At 72.4% G+C, this 18,750-nt stretch carries 15 protein-coding genes and 1 pseudogene; 10 read left to right on the top strand and 6 right to left on the bottom strand.

Annotation, left to right across the window (positions count from 1 at the left end; genetic code table 11):
- The first annotated feature begins 455 nt into the window (after positions 1-455).
- The 9 genes and pseudogenes from OG538_RS33675 to OG538_RS33635 form a co-directional block, all read left to right on the top strand.
- Complete coding sequence (locus OG538_RS33675; protein ID WP_406099343.1) at positions 456-1,226, top strand: uracil-DNA glycosylase; 771 nt, start codon at positions 456-458, stop codon at positions 1,224-1,226.
- 448 nt (positions 1,227-1,674) lie between these two features.
- Positions 1,675-3,057 carry an MFS transporter gene (locus tag OG538_RS33670; protein WP_406100410.1) on the top strand — a complete coding sequence of 461 codons (1,383 nt, stop codon included), beginning with the start codon at positions 1,675-1,677 and terminating at the stop codon, positions 3,055-3,057.
- 408 nt (positions 3,058-3,465) lie between these two features.
- Positions 3,466-3,594: a hypothetical protein gene (locus tag OG538_RS33665; RefSeq protein ID WP_406099341.1), complete on the top strand. Its 129-nt coding sequence runs from the start codon at positions 3,466-3,468 to the stop codon at positions 3,592-3,594.
- Between the two features lie 295 nt (positions 3,595-3,889).
- Complete coding sequence (locus tag OG538_RS33660; protein WP_406099340.1) at positions 3,890-5,086, top strand: glycosyltransferase; 1,197 nt, start codon at positions 3,890-3,892, stop codon at positions 5,084-5,086.
- The gene (locus OG538_RS33655) at positions 5,061-6,023 is read left to right on the top strand and encodes a DUF6895 family protein (protein ID WP_406099339.1); all 963 of its coding nucleotides are present in this window, start codon (positions 5,061-5,063) and stop codon (positions 6,021-6,023) included. The genes OG538_RS33660 and OG538_RS33655 overlap by 26 nt, the downstream gene beginning before the upstream one ends.
- Positions 6,020-7,207 carry a radical SAM protein gene (locus tag OG538_RS33650; RefSeq protein ID WP_406099338.1) on the top strand — a complete coding sequence of 396 codons (1,188 nt, stop codon included), beginning with the start codon at positions 6,020-6,022 and terminating at the stop codon, positions 7,205-7,207. Before OG538_RS33655 ends, OG538_RS33650 begins: the two co-directional genes overlap by 4 nt.
- 2 nt (positions 7,208-7,209) lie before the next feature.
- Positions 7,210-8,109 carry a DUF6895 family protein gene (locus OG538_RS33645; protein ID WP_406099337.1) on the top strand — a complete coding sequence of 300 codons (900 nt, stop codon included), beginning with the start codon at positions 7,210-7,212 and terminating at the stop codon, positions 8,107-8,109.
- Complete coding sequence (locus OG538_RS33640; protein WP_406099335.1) at positions 8,106-9,485, top strand: MFS transporter; 1,380 nt, start codon at positions 8,106-8,108, stop codon at positions 9,483-9,485. Before OG538_RS33645 ends, OG538_RS33640 begins: the two co-directional genes overlap by 4 nt.
- 67 nt (positions 9,486-9,552) lie before the next feature.
- Positions 9,553-9,771: pseudogene (locus OG538_RS33635) on the top strand (MerR family transcriptional regulator); the annotation flags it as partial.
- Positions 9,772-9,823: 52 nt separating this feature from the next.
- On the opposite strand, the gene OG538_RS33630 reads toward OG538_RS33635, so the two are convergent.
- From OG538_RS33630 to OG538_RS33605, 6 genes are all read right to left on the bottom strand, one after another.
- Positions 9,824-10,435, bottom strand: a complete 612-nt coding sequence (locus OG538_RS33630; RefSeq protein ID WP_406099333.1) for a GAF domain-containing protein — start codon at positions 10,433-10,435, stop codon at positions 9,824-9,826.
- A complete protein-coding gene (locus OG538_RS33625; RefSeq protein WP_406099331.1) occupies positions 10,432-11,292 on the bottom strand; it encodes a S8 family peptidase in 861 nt (286 codons plus the stop codon). Before OG538_RS33625 ends, OG538_RS33630 begins: the two co-directional genes overlap by 4 nt.
- Positions 11,289-14,360, bottom strand: coding sequence for an AAA family ATPase (locus OG538_RS33620; RefSeq protein WP_406099329.1), 3,072 nt, complete (start codon positions 14,358-14,360; stop codon positions 11,289-11,291). The genes OG538_RS33625 and OG538_RS33620 overlap by 4 nt, the downstream gene beginning before the upstream one ends.
- An 89-nt stretch (positions 14,361-14,449) precedes the next feature.
- Positions 14,450-14,659 (bottom strand): aroma-sacti cluster domain-containing protein, encoded by a 210-nt coding sequence (locus tag OG538_RS33615; protein ID WP_406099328.1) that lies wholly within the window; start codon positions 14,657-14,659, stop codon positions 14,450-14,452.
- Entirely contained in the window at positions 14,652-15,344 is a 693-nt protein-coding gene (locus OG538_RS33610) for an iron-containing redox enzyme family protein (protein WP_406099326.1), read from the bottom strand. Before OG538_RS33610 ends, OG538_RS33615 begins: the two co-directional genes overlap by 8 nt.
- Positions 15,341-16,384: a radical SAM protein gene (locus OG538_RS33605; protein WP_406099325.1), complete on the bottom strand. Its 1,044-nt coding sequence runs from the start codon at positions 16,382-16,384 to the stop codon at positions 15,341-15,343. Before OG538_RS33605 ends, OG538_RS33610 begins: the two co-directional genes overlap by 4 nt.
- Positions 16,385-16,789: 405 nt before the next feature.
- On the opposite strand from OG538_RS33605, the gene OG538_RS33600 reads away from it, so the two are divergent.
- Positions 16,790-18,682, top strand: coding sequence for a BTAD domain-containing putative transcriptional regulator (locus OG538_RS33600; protein WP_406099323.1), 1,893 nt, complete (start codon positions 16,790-16,792; stop codon positions 18,680-18,682).
- Positions 18,683-18,750: the final 68 nt, after the last annotated feature.

Genomic DNA, 18,750 nt, shown 5'->3' with positions numbered 1-18,750 from the left:
GCGGAGAACCGGCGCCGAGCCGGAGAGAACGTTGTCATGCGCCGCTGGGCTGCGAGCGCGAGACCGCAGTGACAGCCCTCGACCTCGACGACGACACGATCGGGTAACGCGCACATCGCCCGGCGGAAAGCCTTGACGATGCATGTGCGGGCCGTTAGATTCACCGCACTCGGTGAATCGATTCACCTACCTTCGGATGCCTCCGGTGCCCGTACCGCCCTCCCCTTGCCGCCCGGCCCCGTGTCCACGCAGGCGCATGCGCATGCGCAAGCGGATGAGCGCAACACGCCAAGGGCCAGGACCACGGGGCATGCGTCGCCGCACACCGCGACCGCGAAGGTACGAACGCCCGGCCCCCCGGTGGCCGAGTCGGACCGTGTCGCCGCCTCCCGTCCGGCGTAGCCTCCCCCACGCGGCAGACCGGCGCCGCCCACGCCTGCGAAATGGGGTCATTCATGTGCCGTCCCGAGGAATACCCCGTTTCGGCTGCCGCCGACGCCCGCACGCTGACCGATCTCGACACGCGGGTGGTCGCATGTCATGCCTGCCCGCGCCTCGTCGCCTGGCGCGAGGAGGCCGCTCTCGTCAAACGTGCCGCCTATCGCGACTGGGAGTACTGGGGGCGCCCGGTGCCCGGGTTCGGGCCGGCCGACGCGGCCATGTTGATCACAGGGCTGGCCCCCGCCGCGCACGGTGCGAACCGGACCGGCCGGATGTTCACCGGTGACCAGGCCGGCGACCTGCTGTTCGCGACACTGCACGCATTGGGTCTCGCCTCCCGGCCCACCGCGACGCACCGGGAGGACGGCCTGGAGCTCTACGGGGTCAGGGTCACCTCGCCCGTACACTGCGCGCCGCCCGCCAATCACCCCACAACCGGAGAGCGCGACACCTGCCGCCCCTGGCTGACGCGCGAGTTGCAGCTGCTGCGCCCGACGGTGCGCTCCGTCGTCGTGTTGGGCGGTTTCGGCTGGCAGGCCGCCCTGCCGGCACTGGCCCGGGCAGGCTGGGACCTGCCGCGCCCGCGTCCCTCGTTCGGCCACGGCGTACGGACGACGTTGTCGCCGGCGGACGGACCCACGGGCGCGCTGACGGTCTTCGGCTGTTACCACGTCAGCCGGCGCAACGTGTCCACCGGCCGCCTCACCCCGGCCATGCTGCGCGAGGTTCTGGCCGGGGCCGCAGAGGCTGCCGGGCTCCCCGTCGCACGGCCAGGGACGGGGTGACCGGACCCGGTTCGACCGGCGGAGCGCGGAGCGCATCGCCTGCCTATGGGGGCCGACCAGCAGTCCTGCGTGCCGAGCGTCGCCCCGCTCCCTCGCGGCGTGCGGGCGCACGCCCCCGGCGGAGCCCGTCTGCCGCAGGCCCGCACCTCGTGTGGGCGAGCCTCGTCGCGTGTGCGGCCGCGACGTCCGGGCACCTGGTCGATATTGGATGCACTGCGGTCACGCAGTGTGCACCCGCTCGGACGAGGAGACACGTGCTGTGACAGACAGCGGCGCATCGGAGAAGCCCGGAGGCAGCGTCGGTGGGGGCCACGGCCGGCGCCGGAGGGGCGAGGACCGGGGCCGCGATCCGCACGACGCGACCGCGCCGGGCGATTCCGGTCTCGGTGTGATCACTACGGCCGTACCGGCGCGGCTGGACCGACTGCCGTGGTCGCGCTGGCACTGGATGATCGTCATCGGCCTCGGCACGGTGTGGATCCTCGACGGACTCGAAGTGACGACGGTCGGCAACATCGCGGGCCGGCTGTCCGAGGAGGGTTCGGGACTGGCCATCACCTCTGCACAGGTCACCGGCATGGCCGCGGCCCTCTACGTGGCGGGGGCCTGCTCGGGGGCGCTCTTCTTCGGCTGGCTCACCGACCGGTACGGCCGCAAGAAGCTGTTCATGGTGACGCTCGCGGTCTACCTCGCCGCGACCGCGATGACGGCCCTGTCCTTCAGCGCCTGGTGGTTCTTCCTCTTCCGCTTCCTCACCGGTTTCGGCATCGGTGGCGAGTACGCGGCCATCAACTCGGCGATCGACGAACTGATCCCCTCGAAGTACCGGGGCCGGGTCGATCTCATCATCAACGGCAGCTACTGGCTCGGAGCGGTCGGCGGGGCGCTGTTGTCGATCGTCATGCTGAACACGGACTACTTCCCCAAGGACCTGGGCTGGCGGCTCACCTTCGCCCTGGGTGTCGTCCTGGGCCTCGTGATCCTGCTCGTACGGCGGCACGTGCCGGAAAGTCCGAGGTGGCAGTTCATCCACGGACACGGCGAGGAAGCCGACAAGCTCGTCGGTTCCGTCGAGCGGGAGATCGAGGAAGAGCATCACGAGAAGCTGCCGCCGCCGGCCGGTGAGATCAGGATCCACGAGCGCAAGAGCATCGGCTTCGGGCTCATCGCCAGGACCGTCTTCCGCAACTATCCGAAGCGTGCGGTACTCGGGCTCTCCCTGTTCATCGGCCAGGCCTTCCTCTACAACGCGATCACCTTCGGCTTCGGCGCGATCCTCACCACGTTCTTCGACGTCCAGACCGGCCAGACCGGCTACTACTTCGCGGTGATCGCGGCCGGCAACTTCATCGGACCACTCGTACTGGGCAAGCTGTTCGACACCATCGGGCGGCGCATCATGATCGCGGCCACGTACATCGTGCCGGGCATCCTGCTGTTCATCACGGCCTGGCTCTTCGACCGGGGTTCTCTCAACGCCAACACCCTGACCGCTTGCTGGTGCGTCGTCCTGTTCTTCGCCTCGGCCGGGGCGAGCAGCGCCTACCTGACCGTCTCCGAGGTCTTCCCGATGGAGACGAGGGCCATGGCCATCGCCTTCTTCTACGCGATCGGTACGGCGGTCGGCGGGATCAGCGGCCCCCTCATCTTCGCGGATCTCACCGAGTCGGGCGTCCCCGGCGATACGGCCCTCGCCTTCTGTATCGGCGCCGGGCTGATGTGCGCGGCAGGTGTGGTGGCCGCCTTCCTCGCGGTCGACGCCGAGCAGCGCTCCCTGGAGGACATCGCGAGGCCGCTTTCCCAGACGGGGGATGCCGGGACCCCGGGGTAGGAGCTGCTCCCCATGCTGTCCCTGGCCCGGCGCCCTCGCTGTCCTCCCCCTCGGGGCGGGCACGGCTTCCGTACCCGCGTCGGCGCACGGCCTCAGGACGTCGCAAGCGTCGTCGCGAGCCTGAGCGCCCCCAGGAGTTCGGCCCGGGCGCCGAGGCCGGCGGGAAGGATGTCGAGGCCGAACCGGCGGCGGACGGCACCACCTCCGGCGTGATCGGCTCCGATCTCCGCTCGGGGCGTCCGGCCTGCGACCTGGCTGCCGCCTGGCGGGCGGGCTGCGTTGCCCAGCCCGCGCCCGGAGCTCCGAGCGTGTACCGGCGCCGAACCTGGGTCCAGGCGTTCCCATACCGGGGGCTCGTACGTTCTGTCTCAGCCGGCGCAGCAGTCGCCGTCCATCAAGGAGGACCGGATGTCCGAGAACACGAACCCGGAGCAGGAGCAGGACGACACCGAGGCCGAGGTCGTCGCGCACAGCGAGAACGACGGGTTCGAGCCGGAGGTGCCCGGCTGCATCGTCAACGGCAGCAGCGCACTCTGACCCGGTTCATCGAGTCCTGAGCACTGGGCGGGCTACTCGGCTCTCGGCTTCGTGCCGCGAACCGGGCAGCCCGCGCCTGCGTCCGCCCCGAGGCCACGGCACCGGGCTCGCCCGTCTCCGGCCACGCCATGAGGGAGCGCCGAATGACTTCCGTCGCCCGTACTCCGGCACCGCACCGGCACCCCCGCACGGTCCGGCAGGGCCGCGTACACGAACTCCCCGAGTGTCTCGCCCTCTTGACCGGACGGCCGGGCCCCACGGCATCTGACCGCGGCCGTCCCGGCCGGGCGGCGTCGTGAGGATTCTGCTCTGCCCGCTCAGCGACGGCGGCTACCTCTACCCGGTGATCGCTGCGGGGCGCGAGCTGACGCGCCGGGGTCACCGCGTCAGTGTCCTGGGCCGGTCGAGCGCCGCCCCCGTGGCCGCCGAGGCCGGACTCTCCTTCATGACGGCGGAGGACTACGGGGGCCTGCGGGCGTTCTCGGCCGCCTGGTGGGGAACGACCGGCAAGGCGCAGTACCTGGCGACCGTGCGTGCCGTCCGGGAGACAGGAGCCGATCTGCTGGTCACCTCCGTCCTGTGCAACGGCGCCCTGCTCGCCGCCGAGGTGCTGGACATTCCCGTCGTGGTGGTCGGCCTCTCGGTCCATCTGTGGGACTACCGGTCGGGTGGAGACGGGGAACCGCAGCTGGGCAGGACCCGCGAGAGCCGCACCGGCGAAGGACTGCGGCTGTACGCCGAGGTGCGGGAGCAGGCGGGTGAGTCCGCACGCGCCTCCCGCTGGGGGGACAGCCCGCTGCTCGGTGACGCGTTGCTGCTCCGCGGCGACCCGGCGCTGGAGCACCCGGGCGCCGAACTGCCCGAGCGGGTACGCCATGTGGGACCGCTGGCCTGGGAACCGGCCGCCGACCTGGCCGAGGTCGCGAGGGTCAGGGACCACCTGGAACGGTCCGGCAAACCCGTCGTCTACGTACACCTGGGGCGCTTCTTCGGGGGCAGGAGCCTGTGGCCCCTGCTCAACGCGGCCTTCACCGGCGGCCGGTTCCAGGCCGTGGTCGAGCAGGGCCGGTCCACGGACCCGCAGCCCGCGCCGGAGGCCGATCTCCTCCTCGTACGCAAGCCGTGGATGGGTCCGCTCATCGACCTGGCCGGTCTGGTGCTGACCAACTGCACCTCTGCCCCGGCCCTGGGCGCCCTGCTGCGCGGCCGGCCCCTCGCGGTCTCACCCAACGGCGCCGAGCAGCCACTGCTGGCGGGGGCCTGCCTGCGGGCCGGTGTGGCGGCGCACATCCCGAACACCCCGTCCGAGGAGCCGTCCGCGCCGCTGGAGTCGGTGTGGGAGGACGAGGGCCTGCGGACCCGTGCGCGCGCCCTCGCCGGCCGACTGGCCGCGATGGACGGCGCGGCCCGTGCGGCCGACATCGTCGAGCGGACGGCCCAGGCCTCCGCCACACCGAAGGAGGATCATGGGTACGCGATCAGCCGGCCTTGAGGAGGCCGCGAAACGTCTGTCCGCGGGCACACGGCAATGGATGGGGCGTCACGCCGGCTACCTCGGTTCACCGGCCGCCCACGCCGAGCTGCCGACGACCCCGCATGTGAAGGCGCTGCTGCAACTCGCGCTGCTCTGTCGTGTCTGGGGCAGGATCGCACCGACGGACGTCGACCTCCTCGTGCCGGCCTCGGTGGTGGAACGCGCCTGGCGGCGTGCTGACTTTCCCCGTCTGGTCACCGCCGACCCGAGGTACGCGCGGCAGTTCCAGCTGATGTACGCGGCACTGGCACCGGCCGGGGCCGTTGCGGACGCGCACCGCATCGGGCCGGCCCGGCTGGAGGACGACGGATTTCTGGCCCCGCGCCGCGCGTCTCCGTACCTCCACCTGGAGACCAGGTTCTATGCCGATCTGGCGGGCGTGGAACACCGGTTGGCTTCCTACCGGGAGCTGTACGCGTGCAGTCTGCTGGCTCGGGCCTCCGCGCTGCCGGTGGCGGAGCTGGACGTCTGCGAGATCACGCACACCGTCTTCCACCTCAGCGATTTCGGGTTCCGGGATCCCGGGCTGACCCATGGCGAGCGGAAACGGGCGGTGCACGTCGTGGAAAGCCTCACGGAGCACTGCGTACGGCAGGGGGCGTGGGACTTCACCGCGAAGCTCGTGCTCGCCCAGTACTGCCTGGGTGCCGATCCGCTGAGTACACCTTCGGGAGGGGCCGGCATCCGGATGCTGGCGGATGCGCTGTCGCCCGACGGCGCGATACCGGGCAAATGTGTGACCGAGCGTGCCGCGCCGACCGCGACGCCCGTGGAGTTCTTCCGGCGTGCCTACCAGTCGACCCTCGGTACGGCCCTGGCGATGCTGATCGTCACGGGTGGCCGGTCCCGCGGACTTTCGACAGCGGGCACATCAGCGATGGGGAGTGTGCGATGAGCCTGGACCAAGTAACCCGTACCGGGGGCGAGCGCCTCTTGCGAGGCAAGCGGAACTGGTGGTTCCTCGGTGCCGGTGGCATCGCCCGCCTCGGCTCCCGGCACCTCACCGCCGACGGGGCGCTGCTGCCCGAGACGGAGCGCTGGCTGGACGAGAAGGGCCTGTTCGCCGCCAGTCCGGTCCGTGCGTACGCGCTGACCGTCCTCACCAGCACCCACTGCAACCTGGGCTGCGGATACTGCTTCCAGAACACCGCCCAGGACCCGGCGGGCGGCGGGCGCCCGCCCCGGATCGCCCGGAGCCGGCTCACCTCGCAGACGATCACCTCGGTCCTCGACTTCACCCGACGGCAGATGGCTGCCGCCGAACTGGAGAGGCTGAGGATCCTCCTCTTCGGCGGGGAGCCCCTGCTCAACCCGCGCGGCTGTCTGGAACTGCTGGAACGCGCCGCGGACATCGGGCAGACGTCCGCCTGGATGATCTCCAACGCCACGCTGCTCACCCCGCGGCTGGCGCGGCAGCTCACCGAACTCGGACTCGATTCCGTCCAGGTCACCTTCGACGGCGACCGACCCGACCACGACCGGATCCGGACCGGCAGGGCGGACGGCGGCGGGACCTTCGACACGATCATCGGCAACATCGTCGGGGCCTCCGAGGCCGCACCGGTCCGGTGGACCCTGCGGGTCAACGTATCCCAGGAGAACATCCACGGGATCGACGCCCTGATCGACCGGCTCGCTGCCGCGCTCGACCCCGCCCGGTGCACGCTGTACTTCGCCCGGGTCGGCGACGTCGGCATCGGCTACGCCAACGACCTGCAGACGGGCGAGCTCTCGGCCGCCTTCGTCCGGTGGCAGCGCCGTGCCCTCGGCCTCGGCTTCACCGTGACCCGCCCCGGTGCCCGTCGGCCCTGCGCCACCTGCGGTCACTCCGGCGGACGCTACGGGGCGGTGGTGAGTGCGGACGGAACCCTCTCCAGCTGCTGGGAGACCGCGGGCAAGTCCGACTGGGAAGTCGGCACGGTCGCCGATGGATACGTGTCCGGCGCGAAGGCCGACGACCGCTGGATCGCCTGTGAGGATCTCTACCGCTACGACGAGGGCGCACGGGCACTCGCGGAGTTCCGTGACACCGTCGACACGGCGCTCCTCGACCACCTGGACGAGACGGGGCGCCTGTGACCGTGACCTCCCCACTCGACCGGCTCTCCGACGGCGCGCTCGACTGGCTGGCGGGAAGCCTGGACCACTTCGACCCGTACTCGTCGAGCGCCCCGTCGGCAACGCACACGAAGGCCAAGGCGGCACTGGAACTGGCGCTGCTCTGCCACTGCGCGGCGCGCCTGGACAGCGTCCCCGACTCGCTGACGGGGGCTGCCGGCCTGATCCGGGCACTCTGGCGGCGTCCGGACTTCCCGGACCTCTTCGACGTCCACCCCGGGCACGCGTCCTCGTACTGGCTGATCTACACGGCACTCGCCCCCGCCGGGACCGACGGCACGCCGATGCGGCTGAACCCTGGCTTCCTCTCACCGCACGGGAAGTCCGCGTACCAGCGCATCGAGATCCGCTACTACGCGGACAAGGCCGGTGTCCGCCACGGGATCGAGCCGTACGCCGACCTCGTCCCGCTCAGCCCGCTCGTCGCACGCCCGGCCCCGGACCCTGACCGCACGGAGCCGCTCGAAGCCCCGCAGGCGTACGCCCTGACGCACACCGCCTTCTATCTCAGCGACTTCGGCCGGACCGACCCCGGACTGACCGGCGACGTCTCGGCGCACGCGATGGGCCTGGTGCGCCGCATGCTGAACCACTGCGTCACGCACGACCGGTGGGACCTGGCGGCGGAACTCCTCCTCACGGAGTTCATCCTGGGCGCCGATCCGCTGCGCACGCCTTCGGGAGCCGCAGCCGTGGAGTGCCTGGTGCGGGCCCAGTCGTCCGACGGCTCGATACCCGGCCGGTCGGCCGCGCTCAGGGCGACGGGGTCGGACACGGCAGGGGAATTCTTCAGCAAGGCCTACCACACGACCCTGGTAACCGCCCTGATGGCCCTGATCGTCTCGTCGGGGAGGACGCCATGACACCACGTCTGGTACTCATCAACCACGACTACACCCGTCTCTGGTTCGGGCAGGCGGTCTCGTCCGTCGGGGACGCCGTCTTCAGCACCACCCTGGTGCTGTGGGTGGCCACCGTGCTGGCGAAGGACCAGAGCTGGGCCCCGATGGCGGTCAGCGGCATCCTGCTGGCGACGGGCGTCTCCGTCCTGATCATCGGTCCGCTCGCGGGCGTGTTCGTCGACCGCTGGGCCAAGCGCCGCACGATGCTCCGCACCGAGGTGGTCCGCGGCGGCCTGGTGGCCGTGCTGACCGCCCTGTCCTTCCTGCCGCTCGACGCCCTCCCGGTCTGGGTCTGGCTGGCGATCGTCTACGCGACCGTCCTGACGCTCAACGCGGCCAGCCAGTTCTTCACCCCGGCCCGCTTCTCGGTCATCGGTGATCTGGTGACCGGGGAAGCGGACCGTGCCCGGGCGGCCGGCATCGCCCAGGCCACCGCCCAGACCTCCTGGATCATCGGGCCACCCCTTGCCGCGCCGCTGCTCTTCACCGCCGGCCTCCAGTGGGCGCTGCTCCTCAACGCACTGTCGTACGCGGTGTCGTACGTCGTGATCCGCTCCATCGGGGCGGACCGCCGAGCCGACGGACCCGAGAAGCCCGGCAGCGGATCTGCCGCCCAACCCAGCAGCCTGCTGCGGGAGTTCGCGGAAGGTATCCGCTTCTACCGGCGCAGTAGATTCCTGGTCGCGCTGACCGTGCTCGCCGTCATCGGCCAGTTCGGGACCGGCGCCCTGAGCACCCTCAACGTCTTCTTCGCGACCGACAACCTCCACATGCCCGTCCACCTCTACGGCTACATCGGTACGGCCATGGGGCTGGGCGGCATCGTCGGCGCGCTGTGCGCCGGGCGTGTGGTGCAGTGGATCGGGGCGAGCCGCACCACCTGGGCGGGCCTGATCGTGAGCGGCCTCCTGCTGTTCGCCTACTCCCGGCAGACCGGTTTCGTCGGAGGCGTCGTGCTGCTCTTCGTCTTCACCGTTCCCCTCACCATGCTGAACACGGCGATGGCACCGCTCCTGCTCGACGCCGCGCCTGCCGAGTACCGGGGCCGCGTGGTTTCCGTGTTCTACCCGGTGACGCGGCTGGCGTCGATGCTCTCCGCCGTGCTGTCCGGCTGGCTCGCCAGCTCCGCGTTGCGAGACGTCGGGGGCTCCATCGCCGGTGTCCGGTTCGGCCCCGTCGACACCGTGTTCTCGATGTCCGGCGCGCTCGTCGTCCTGTCCGGCGTCTACGCCTGGACCGCTCTCCCGCGCGGGGACACCCCCGGGGAGGCCGACGCCGGGCCGGCCGCCGCACCGGGCGACTCGCTGCCCGCCGCACCTCGAGGGAGCGCCCAGTGACCGAGGCCGCCCTCACGGCCGCCATCTCCGACCTGGCGCGGGAGTAGAGGCCGGGGCCGTCGTGCGGATGCCTCCTGCCACGACGAGGAGACCGAGGGGGCGTGGACGACGAGAACACGCAGACGGCCGGGTCGCCGCGCGGACCGGACTGTCACTGCGCGCCATCCGCCATGACGGAGACGGAGCTCGTCGTTCCTTCCGCCCGCTCCCAGGTGGCTTCCGGCTCCATGCCGGCGGTGAGGTCCAACGGCTCATGCTCGTCCGCCGCATGAAGCCACTCGGCTTCGCCTCAGGCCCGCCGGCGCCGTGGCGTCGGCGGCACGCCGCCCGCCGACGCCTCAGCCGCCGCGCGGGGCCTGCGGCGGCATTCCGTCGAGCAGCACGTCCCGCAGCGCGTCCACCAGCGCCAGGCTCTTCAGTCGAATCTCCGCCGGTGCCTCGTCGCGCCGCCGCTCGGTGACCACCGCGAGTGCCGCGGCGGCCTGGCGGGCGAAGAGGGCGAGCAGGTCGAGTTCGGAAAGGCTCGACCGGGACTGCTCGACGGGATCGAGCACTTCGAGCACCCCCAGAACCCGGTCGCGGTGGGCGAGGGGCGCCGCCATCAGCGCGTCCGGCACGTACCCCGTCGACTTCGCGACGTCCCGGGCGAACATGCCCTGCTTGCGCAGGTCGTCCGCGATCATCGGCTCCCCCGAGACGAGCACCCAGCCTGCCAGCCCCCGGCCGGCGGGGAACCGGGAGCCCACGAGGGACTCCTCCCCCTCCCCGGCCACCGCCTGGAAGACCAGCTCGTCGGCGTCTTCGTCGTGCAGGAGGACGGAGCTGGCCGCCGCGCCGAAGATGGCCCGCGCGGTCTCGACGACGGACTGCAGCAGATCGCGCTCGGCGCTGCCGGCCCGTGTCGCGGGGCCCACGCCGGTGGCGGGGACGAGGCCGTGGGACTGGCTCATGATTCACCTCGGGTTCCTGGTGCGCCGATTCGTACGTTCGCGGCGGAGAGGTAGAGCGCGTGCTTGATCTGGAAGGGCGTCAGCTTCGGACGGCTGCCGAGCAGCCGTGCGCACATCCCGCTGATGAACGGGGTGGCGAAGCTGTTTCCCGTGGTGCGGATGGTTTTGCCGCCCGTCCAGGCAACCTGCACGTTCTGGCCGGGTGCGAAGAACTCCACCGGTGGTGCGGGGTTGTAGAGGAAGAGCCCGGAGTCGTCCTCCCGGTGTGTACCGACCGAGATGACCGAGGAGAACCGCCAGGGGAAGCTCTCCACCGGTGTGTTGTGGGCCGATGCCACCAGCGTGGTGCCGGTGAAGAAGGCCTGGTCGGCCAGTGACCGCAGGGTTTCGAGGAACTTCGGGCGGGTCGTGGACAGGCTGAGGTTGACCACGTCGAAACCCTGGTCCACGGCCCAGCGCAGACCGGTCAGCAGCGCGTCGCCGCTCCCGGTGAAGCCCTCGCCCAATACCCGCACGCTGTACAGGGAACAGCCCGGCGCCACGCGCCGGACGATCCCGGCACACGCCGTTCCGTGCCCGCAGCCGTCGCCGGAGCCCTCGGGCAGCGGACCACTGTCGACGACGTGCAGGGTCCCGTCGGGGGCCGGGGCCACCTCGTAGGAACCCTCGACGGTCCCGACCGAGGGGTGACCGCACTCCACGCCGGTGTCGACCACACAGACGCGTACTCCTTCACCGTCCGACCACGTCGACGGGTCGGCGGACAGGGCGGGCACCGTGTCCGCGAGCATCGTGAGGTCCTCGGGAGTACGGTCGCGCAGGCTCCAGGTGAGCCCTCCTGCCGTCCCGGTGGTCATACGGTCTCCCCTTCCTGTCCGGCCGGGCGGTCCGTGCTCCGGTCCGCGGCCGTGCTGTCGTCGGCGAAGGCGGCCGCGCGGTCCGCGCCGAGCCGGTGTCCCTTGGCGGCGAAGTGCCGTTGCGCTGTGCGTGCCTCCCGTGCCGCCTCGCCGTGCCGCGCCAGCGTGCGCAGGGTGTGCGCGCGGTCCAGGGCGGCGGTGCCGCGGACGACCGGGGAGTCCGTGTCGCCGGCCGCTGCGGTCGCCCGGTCCGCGCAGGCACGGGCGGCGGCCGGCTCTCCGGTGAGTGCGAGGGCGCGGGCCCGCAGTCCGTCGGCGTCGGCGGACTCCGCCGGCGGCAGGCCCTCTCCCTGGGGGTCCGGCAGGGCCAGCGCCTGGGCCGGCTCCCCCCGGTCCAGCAGGATCCGGGCCCGCTCGCGGTCGATACCGGGCAGCGCGCCCGTGGCGCCGAGTTCACGGCCTGCGCGGGCGGCCTCGTCCAGCAGGGCGAGCCTGCGCTCGGGCGTCCCTGTCAGGGCTTCCACCTCGGCGGCGAACAGCGGGACGAACAGCGCGCTCTCGGCGTAGCCGAGGCCGCCGGCGAGCCGTGCCGCTTCGGCCAGCCGCTCGTGCGCCTCGTCGTGGCGCCCCTGCAGGGCCAGGAGCACGGCCAGCGGGCAGGCGAGGGTGGCCCGGACAGTCGGCCGGCCCGCTCCGTGGGCCGTCAGCAGTTCCTCGCAACGGGCCACTGCGCGGGCCACCGGGGTGGGCCCCCGCCACAGGGAGATGCCGACCGCGCCGAGCGCCAGGGCTCGTTCGGGTTCGGCGTCGGCACGACCGGCGTGGTCCAGGGACCGGCTCAGCAGGGCCTCGGCCTCGGCGTGCCGGCCGCGCCGCTGACGGTCCTGGGCGATGCGGACGCAGGCGCGGGCGATGCCCTGGTCGTCGCCCGCCACCGTGAAGAGCGCCAGGGCTTCCTCCGCCACGTCGGCCGCGGCCCCGTGCCGGGGGTCGAGGGCGGTCAGTGCGAGCCGCGCATGCGCGGCGCCCAGTCGGTCACCGGACCGGTCCGCCGTGTCGAGGGCGCCCGCCAGCAGCTCCCGGCCACGCACCGGCTCGCCGAGGGCGACCTTCGTCTCACCGAGGCGGCGGGCGGCCTCGGCGGCGGCCGGCTCGCCGGGGGCGGCCAGGTCCATGGCCTGGGTGAGGAGGTCGTCGGCCCACTGCAGGTCGGAACGGGCCAGGGCGGCCGTCCCGGCCCGTGTGAGCAGGCCCGCGGCACGCGCACGCAGCACATCGGTGTCGTCGTCGCGCACCCCCAGTTCGGTGAGCAGGCGGTGGGCGCGGGCCAGATGGTTGCCGACGGCCGCGTCGCCCGCCTCGTGCCGGACGAGGACCCGGGCGGCGTGCTCGTGGCGCCGGGCACGTACCTTCTTGGCCATCCCGCGGTAGGCGGTCTCCTGCACCAGGGCGCTGCCGAACCGGAGCTCGGAGCGTGCGGCCGACGTGAGGCCCCCTGGCTCGATGAGCCGGCGCCGGATGAGGCCGCGCAGCAGACCGGCGGCGGACTCCGCCGGGCCGGAGCGCTCGGCGGTGGCCAGTTCGGTCAGGTCGCCACGGCGGAACTCGCGTCCCAGGACGGCGGCCAGTTGCAGCAGGGACCGCTCCTCGGCAGGCAGCGCGTCGATACGGGCGCCGAGCAGGGCGTGCACGGTGAGGGGCAGGTCATCGCATTCGGCTGCCATGGCCGTCAGGTGCTCCAGGTACAGCGGATTGCCCTCGGCACGGTCGAGGGAGCCCTCCAGCACGTCCTGCCGGTGGGCTGCCACCTCGACCAGCTCACCGGCCAGAGCGAGCGACTCCTCCCGCGTGAGCGGCGTGAGCATGAGCGACGCGGAACGCATCCGGCCGCTGCCCCAGCCGGGGTGGGTCTCCAGCAGCTCCGGGCGCGCCGCGCACACCAGGGCGACAGGGGAACGGTCGAGTTCGTCCAGCAGCCGGTCCGCCATGTCGAGCAGCGGCGCGGACGCCCAGTGGCAGTCGTCCAGTACGAGCACCACGGGCCGCTCACGGGACAGCCCGTCCAGCAGGCAGGCCAGCGCCATGAGTGTGTCGTCGGCCGAGGGGCTGGGCGTGCCGTCCGCGAGCAGACCCGTCCGCAGCAGACCCAGCGCCTGCTCCGCCTCCGTCCGCTCGTGGGCGGGCAGCCCCGCAAGCCCGGCCACCCCTCCGACGGCCGCGAGCACCTGCCGTACCGCTTCGGCGAGCGGCGAGAGGGTGCCGGTCTCGCCGTACGGACGGCACCGGCCCGCTCCGTACGCCGGGCAGCCCCTCAGCCACTCGCGCAGAAGGCGCGTCTTGCCGAGACCGGCCTCGCCGTAGACGGTCACCAGGTACGAACGGGGGTCGGCCGCCAGTTTGCGCAGCAGCAGGTGGAGTTCGGCCAGCTCCTGCTCACGCCCGATGAACGGGGTGTCGAAGCGGCGGACCCTTTCGGGGGCGTCCTCGTGCAGTGCGACCAGGCGACGGGCGGGGACGGGGGCACCGACGCCCTTGAGGGACAGCGATCCGGCGGACTCGGTGACCGCCGAGGGCCCGGCGGCGCGCAGCGTGGCAGGACCGATCAGGATCTCGCCCGGGCCGGCGTGCTGCTCGAGGCGTGCGCCGATGTTGACCACTTCGCCGGAGACCAGGGCCTGCCGGGCGGCGGGGTCGACGCTCACCACGACCTCGCCCGTGTTCACACCGATGCGGACGGCGAGCCGCACCCCGTGCTCCCGTTCCAGCTCGGCGTTGAGCCCGTCGAGGCCGGTGACCATCCCCCGGGCGGCGGCCAGGGCCCGGCGGGCGTCGTCCTCGTGGCGTGCGGGAACCCCGAAGACCGCCATCACGGCGTCCCCGATGAACTTCTCCACCGTGCCGCCGTGTTCCTCGATCCGGGCCCGCATCAGCGCGAAGTACCGGAGGGTCACCGTACGCAGGGTCTCCGCGTCGAGTCGTCCGGACAGGGCCGTGGACCCGACGAGGTCGCAGAAGACGACCGTCACCACCCGGCGTTCTTCGGGCACGTCGGCACCGGTCGCGGCCACGCAGGGGGTTCCGCACCGGGGGCAGAACGCCGCACCGTCCGGAGGCGGCTCCGGACACCGAGGGCAGGTCGTCCGCACGGTCCCGGTCATCAGAACAGCGCCCCGCCGGCGATCTCGCTGTGCGCCTGCACCTCCGGCTCGGCCGCGTCCAGCCGCTCCTTCAGGCTCAGCAGCAGTGCCAGTTCCTCGGAGCTGAGTTCCTGGAGCACCTCCCGCTGCTCGGGGGAAAGGCTGTGCAGCGGGAAGCCGGCGTCCTCCAGCGTGCGGAGGCGGTCGCGATCGTGCGCGTGGTCAGTCATGAGCGCTCTCCGATACGTGGGGTGCCGTGGCGATGCGGTCGAACAGCTCGGCGAGGGCGGCGATCGTGTGCAGTGCGCTCACGGCGACGAGTGAGCGCTGGGCGGGGTCCAGCGGCAGGCGGTCGATCAGACGGTCCAGGTCCGCGCTGTGCCCGTCGTCGAGGTCCGCATGGAGGCGTAGGGTCTCGAAGGCGGCCTGCGGCAGACCGGTTTCACTCGCCAGTCGGCCGGCCAGGCCCGGCGCCGGTGCGTTGCCCTCCAGGACCGCGATATAGCCGAGCAGGACCACCGGATGGCTGTGCTCGATCCAGTAGTACTGCGCTCCGACCAGGGCGGCGACGTGGGCCGGCGGGGCGGCTCCGGCCAGTTCGCCCGGCGCCGCCCCGGTCGCGGCGGCGTCGGTGAGCAGCCAGTCGTCGTGACCCCGCTCCTGCTCGGCGTGCGCCCGGAGGTACCGCGCGAGGGGCGGTGCCACCGGGTCCCGCGGGAGCGCCTCGCATCGCGCGGCGGCCCGCTCCATCAGAGGGACGGATGCGCGGATCACCTGGTGCATGGCGCGCAGGTAGTGCCGGTATCGGCCGGGGAGCCCTGCGTCGGAGCGCCACATCCGGGCGGCCGCGGCCCGCAGTACGGGTTGCACCAGGGACAGTTCGAATCGCAGGCTCGCGCCGGCCGACAGGCTCATCCGGGACCCTCCTCGTCCCCGCCGAGCAGTACGAGCGGCGCGTAGCGCTCACTTCCGTACCGCCGCAACAACGCGGAGGCCCCCGCATCGCGTTGGAGCCGGGCGCCGAGCGCGTCCATGGCGCCGGCCGCCGGGCGGGACCCGGCCCGTTCGGCCGCGGCCAGTGCCTCGGGACGCCGCGCCAGCCCGCGGCAGTTCGCACAGGACGCCACGCCGGCGGTACGGATGGTACGCAGCACGGGTGATTCCTGGCAGCGGCGCCGTATCCGCGGCCAGTCGTCCACGGCGATGTCCCCCAGGCGCAGGTGCTCCGGCACGGGGCGGGCATCCACCACGCGCTGGTTGCAGCAGGCCGTGACGGTGCCGTCGAAGGCCACCACCGGCCAGGCCGCCACAGCGCAGGGTACCGGCGGCCCCTCGGCCCCTTCGGCCGAGACGTTCCGCGCGGCCGCCCAGCCCGCCGCCCGCCCCACCGGCCGCACGTGATTGGCCAGTACGGCTGCCCGGTCCCGGAACTCGGACCGAATGGAAGCGGTGATGTCCGCGAGATACGGATCGTCCACCGAATCGCCCACCACGTGAAAACTCACGTCGATTCCGGTTTCCATGATGAGGTGCACCGCGCGGAAAACTGCCGCACGCGGTACCTCGCGTTCGTGGAATATGTCGATGCTCGCCGAGAAATGGTCGACGAGCCGAAGGGCGCGCATGATGCGAGCGGGTATCCGCCCGTCGGCCGCGAAGAACATGCCACTGAGCACCGCCGTCCGCGTCCCGGCCGACGCGGCCAGCACCGCGAGTTCACCCACGAGAGCGGGCCGCAGCAGCGGTTCACCGCCCGTGAGCATGAGGACCTCCGGACGGTCCCCTGAGGTGAAGCCGCCGACGAAGCGGCGCAGCGCCTCGGCCGGAGTGTCCTCACCCCGTGACCCCGACGAAGTGGAGCAGTGGGCACAGCTCAGCGGGCACCGCCTGGTGAGCGTGGCCAGCAGCCCGGCGGCCGGCACCGGACGCAGCTCGATGAGCTCCGCCAGTCGCATCGCGCCACCTCCGTCGGTCACATGGACATGCGGTGCCAGCGTGCGAGCCACCGGTTCGGTCGCGGTTGGGGCCCGGTTCGGTGCCGGTACGCGGCGCAGGACGTCCGACTGTGCGGGCGTCCGAACACTGACGGACGTTTCGCCACGTTATGCACGCCTGTTTCCGCTCTATCCCGGCGGGTGTGTTGCTGCATGCACCTTGAGCCATCCTCACGCCCATGGCACCGCCCCCCGCTTGTGACCATGCTGTGAAGAACCGAAGGAATTCCATCGAATTCCCGACGCATTCACGGTTCCTCGCGGATTCGCCCACCCCCCCGACCGCTCCCGGAGGCTTTCGTGCACGGAATTGTTCTCTTCTCCCGGAACTCCGACGACACCGGCTGGGGAAGGGGCTGAGGGAAAATGACCGATACTTTCACCGAAAGCCGCCGCAGGGCAGCGGATTCCCGGATTCCGCAGGAGCGCGCCGACGCCAGTGCTTTCCCCGGCACCGGCACCGTTCTGCGGCTGACCCTCCTCGGACCGCTGCGAGCCTCCCGCAACGGTCTGCCGCTGCCACTGGGCCCGTTGAAGCAGCGCCTCGTGCTGGCGGTCCTGCTCACCCGCCCGAACACTCCGGTGTCCATGGAGGAACTGACCGACGCCGTCTGGCCCGACGACCCGCCGCGGACCGCTCGCAAGAACCTTCAGGTGTACGTCTCGACGCTCCGCCGGGTGCTCGACCCGGAGGACCTCGGCCGGCTGCACCACGGCCCCGGCGGCTACGTCCTGCAACTCACCGCGGACGAGTGCGACAGCCTGCGGTTCGAGGAACTGGCCCGGCTCGGCGACGGCGAGGCGCGCGCGGGTGCGATGAGCCGCGCTGCCCTGCTGTACCGCCAGGCACTGGACCTGTGGCGGCATGACCCCTTCAGCGACCTCGCGGCCCGAGCCGATGTGCTGCGCGCCGCCGTCGAGCGGCAGCACGCACGCCGGCTCGCCGTGTACGAGGCATGGGCGGAGGCGCAGTTGGAGACCGGTGAGCCCGCCGCGGTCGCCGACACCGTGGACGAGATGGTGAGCCGCCACCCGCTGCGTGAACGACTGCGCGCCGCCCAACTCACCGCGCTGCACCGGGTCGGCCGAAGAACGGAGGCACTGGCCGCCTACGACGACTGCCGACAACAGCTCTCCCGGGAGCTCGGCCTGGAGCCCGGCGCGGCACTGCAGTGCGCCTACCGCTCCTTGTTGGACGACGTGACCACACCCCGGCCGCGAGGCGGCGGCACCGGGGCACGACTGCTCCCGCCGGAACTGGCGGACTTCACCGGCCGGGACCGCGAACTGAACGACGTCATCACACAGTTGGGCCGAGAAGGTGGCCCTCCGGTGATGCTCACCGGCCCGGCCGGCGTCGGCAAGACGGCCCTTGCCGTGCACGCCGCGCACCGCCTCGCCGCGCGCTACCCCGACGGCGTGGTCGCCACCCGACTGTGCGCCGAGGACGGCTCCACACGTCCCTGGGGGTCGGTGATGTCGGAGCTGGCCCGTTCCCTGGGCTGGACCCAGCGGCTGCCCGCCGACCGGGAGGACGCCGCCACCGCCTGGCGCTCCTGGCTGTCCGGGCGCCGGATCCTGCTGCTGCTGGACGACGCACCTGACGCCGACGCCCTCGGTCCGCTCCTGCCACCGTCGGGCCCCACCGCCGCGCTGGTCACCTCCCGGAGCCGACTGCCCTGTCTGGAATCCGCGCACCGGACCGAACTCCCGCCACTCTCCGCCGAGGAGGCCGTGGACCTGCTCGGCACCATGATCGGCCGGGCCCGGCTGGCGGCCGAGTACGGCGCCGCCGAACGCATCGTCACCGCCACCGGGCTGCTGCCGTTCGCTCTGCGGGCGGCCGGGAACCGCCTGTCCGTGCTGCGCCACATGCCGCTCGGACAGTACGCGGACCGTCTCGAACACCCACTGGAGGCCCTGGACGAACTCGCGGCGGGCGGCCTCGGGGTCCGCGCCCGTCTCGCCGGAGCCTGGGCCCGGCTGCCCGGCGCCGCCCGCGAGACCCTCCACGCCCTTGCCGCGCTGCCGGACCCGGCCTTCTCCCTCCCCACCGCCGCCCGCGCCCTGGGCCTGGACGGACGGGGCACGCAGCGCGCTCTGGAGGGCCTGATCGACGTCGGTGTCCTGACCCCGCCCTCCTGTCCGGACGTGACCGCGCACAGAGCTGCGGGCGCGGCGGCCGAGCGCTACGAACTCCCATGGCTGACCCTGCTGTTCGCGCGCGAACAGGCGGCCGCGCCGGAGACGCGATGCTGAGGGCTGTCCCTGGCGGCTCGGCACCCGGGCCTCCTCCCCCGCCCGCGCAGGCTCCCGCCGAGGGCTCC

The sequence above is a fragment of the Streptomyces sp. NBC_01013 genome (assembly GCF_045162765.1).
Taxonomy (GTDB): Bacteria; Actinomycetota; Actinomycetes; order Streptomycetales; family Streptomycetaceae; genus Streptomyces.
The sequence above is the reverse complement of the archived record's forward strand: the minus strand, read 5'-3'. Positions and strand labels throughout refer to the sequence as shown.

Coding starts and splice junctions, on each gene's coding strand:
- OG538_RS33675 (WP_406099343.1), top strand. CDS start 456: ATGTGCCGTCCCGAGGAATACCCCGTTTCGGCTGCCGCCGACGCCCGC.
- OG538_RS33670 (WP_406100410.1), top strand. CDS start 1,675: ATGATCGTCATCGGCCTCGGCACGGTGTGGATCCTCGACGGACTCGAA.
- OG538_RS33665 (WP_406099341.1), top strand. CDS start 3,466: ATGTCCGAGAACACGAACCCGGAGCAGGAGCAGGACGACACCGAGGCC.
- OG538_RS33655 (WP_406099339.1), top strand. CDS start 5,061: ATGGGTACGCGATCAGCCGGCCTTGAGGAGGCCGCGAAACGTCTGTCC.
- OG538_RS33650 (WP_406099338.1), top strand. CDS start 6,020: ATGAGCCTGGACCAAGTAACCCGTACCGGGGGCGAGCGCCTCTTGCGA.
- OG538_RS33640 (WP_406099335.1), top strand. CDS start 8,106: ATGACACCACGTCTGGTACTCATCAACCACGACTACACCCGTCTCTGG.
- OG538_RS33630 (WP_406099333.1), bottom strand. CDS start 10,435: ATGAGCCAGTCCCACGGCCTCGTCCCCGCCACCGGCGTGGGCCCCGCG.
- OG538_RS33625 (WP_406099331.1), bottom strand. CDS start 11,292: ATGACCACCGGGACGGCAGGAGGGCTCACCTGGAGCCTGCGCGACCGT.
- OG538_RS33615 (WP_406099328.1), bottom strand. CDS start 14,659: ATGACTGACCACGCGCACGATCGCGACCGCCTCCGCACGCTGGAGGAC.
- OG538_RS33610 (WP_406099326.1), bottom strand. CDS start 15,344: ATGAGCCTGTCGGCCGGCGCGAGCCTGCGATTCGAACTGTCCCTGGTG.
- OG538_RS33605 (WP_406099325.1), bottom strand. CDS start 16,384: ATGCGACTGGCGGAGCTCATCGAGCTGCGTCCGGTGCCGGCCGCCGGG.
- OG538_RS33600 (WP_406099323.1), top strand. CDS start 16,790: ATGACCGATACTTTCACCGAAAGCCGCCGCAGGGCAGCGGATTCCCGG.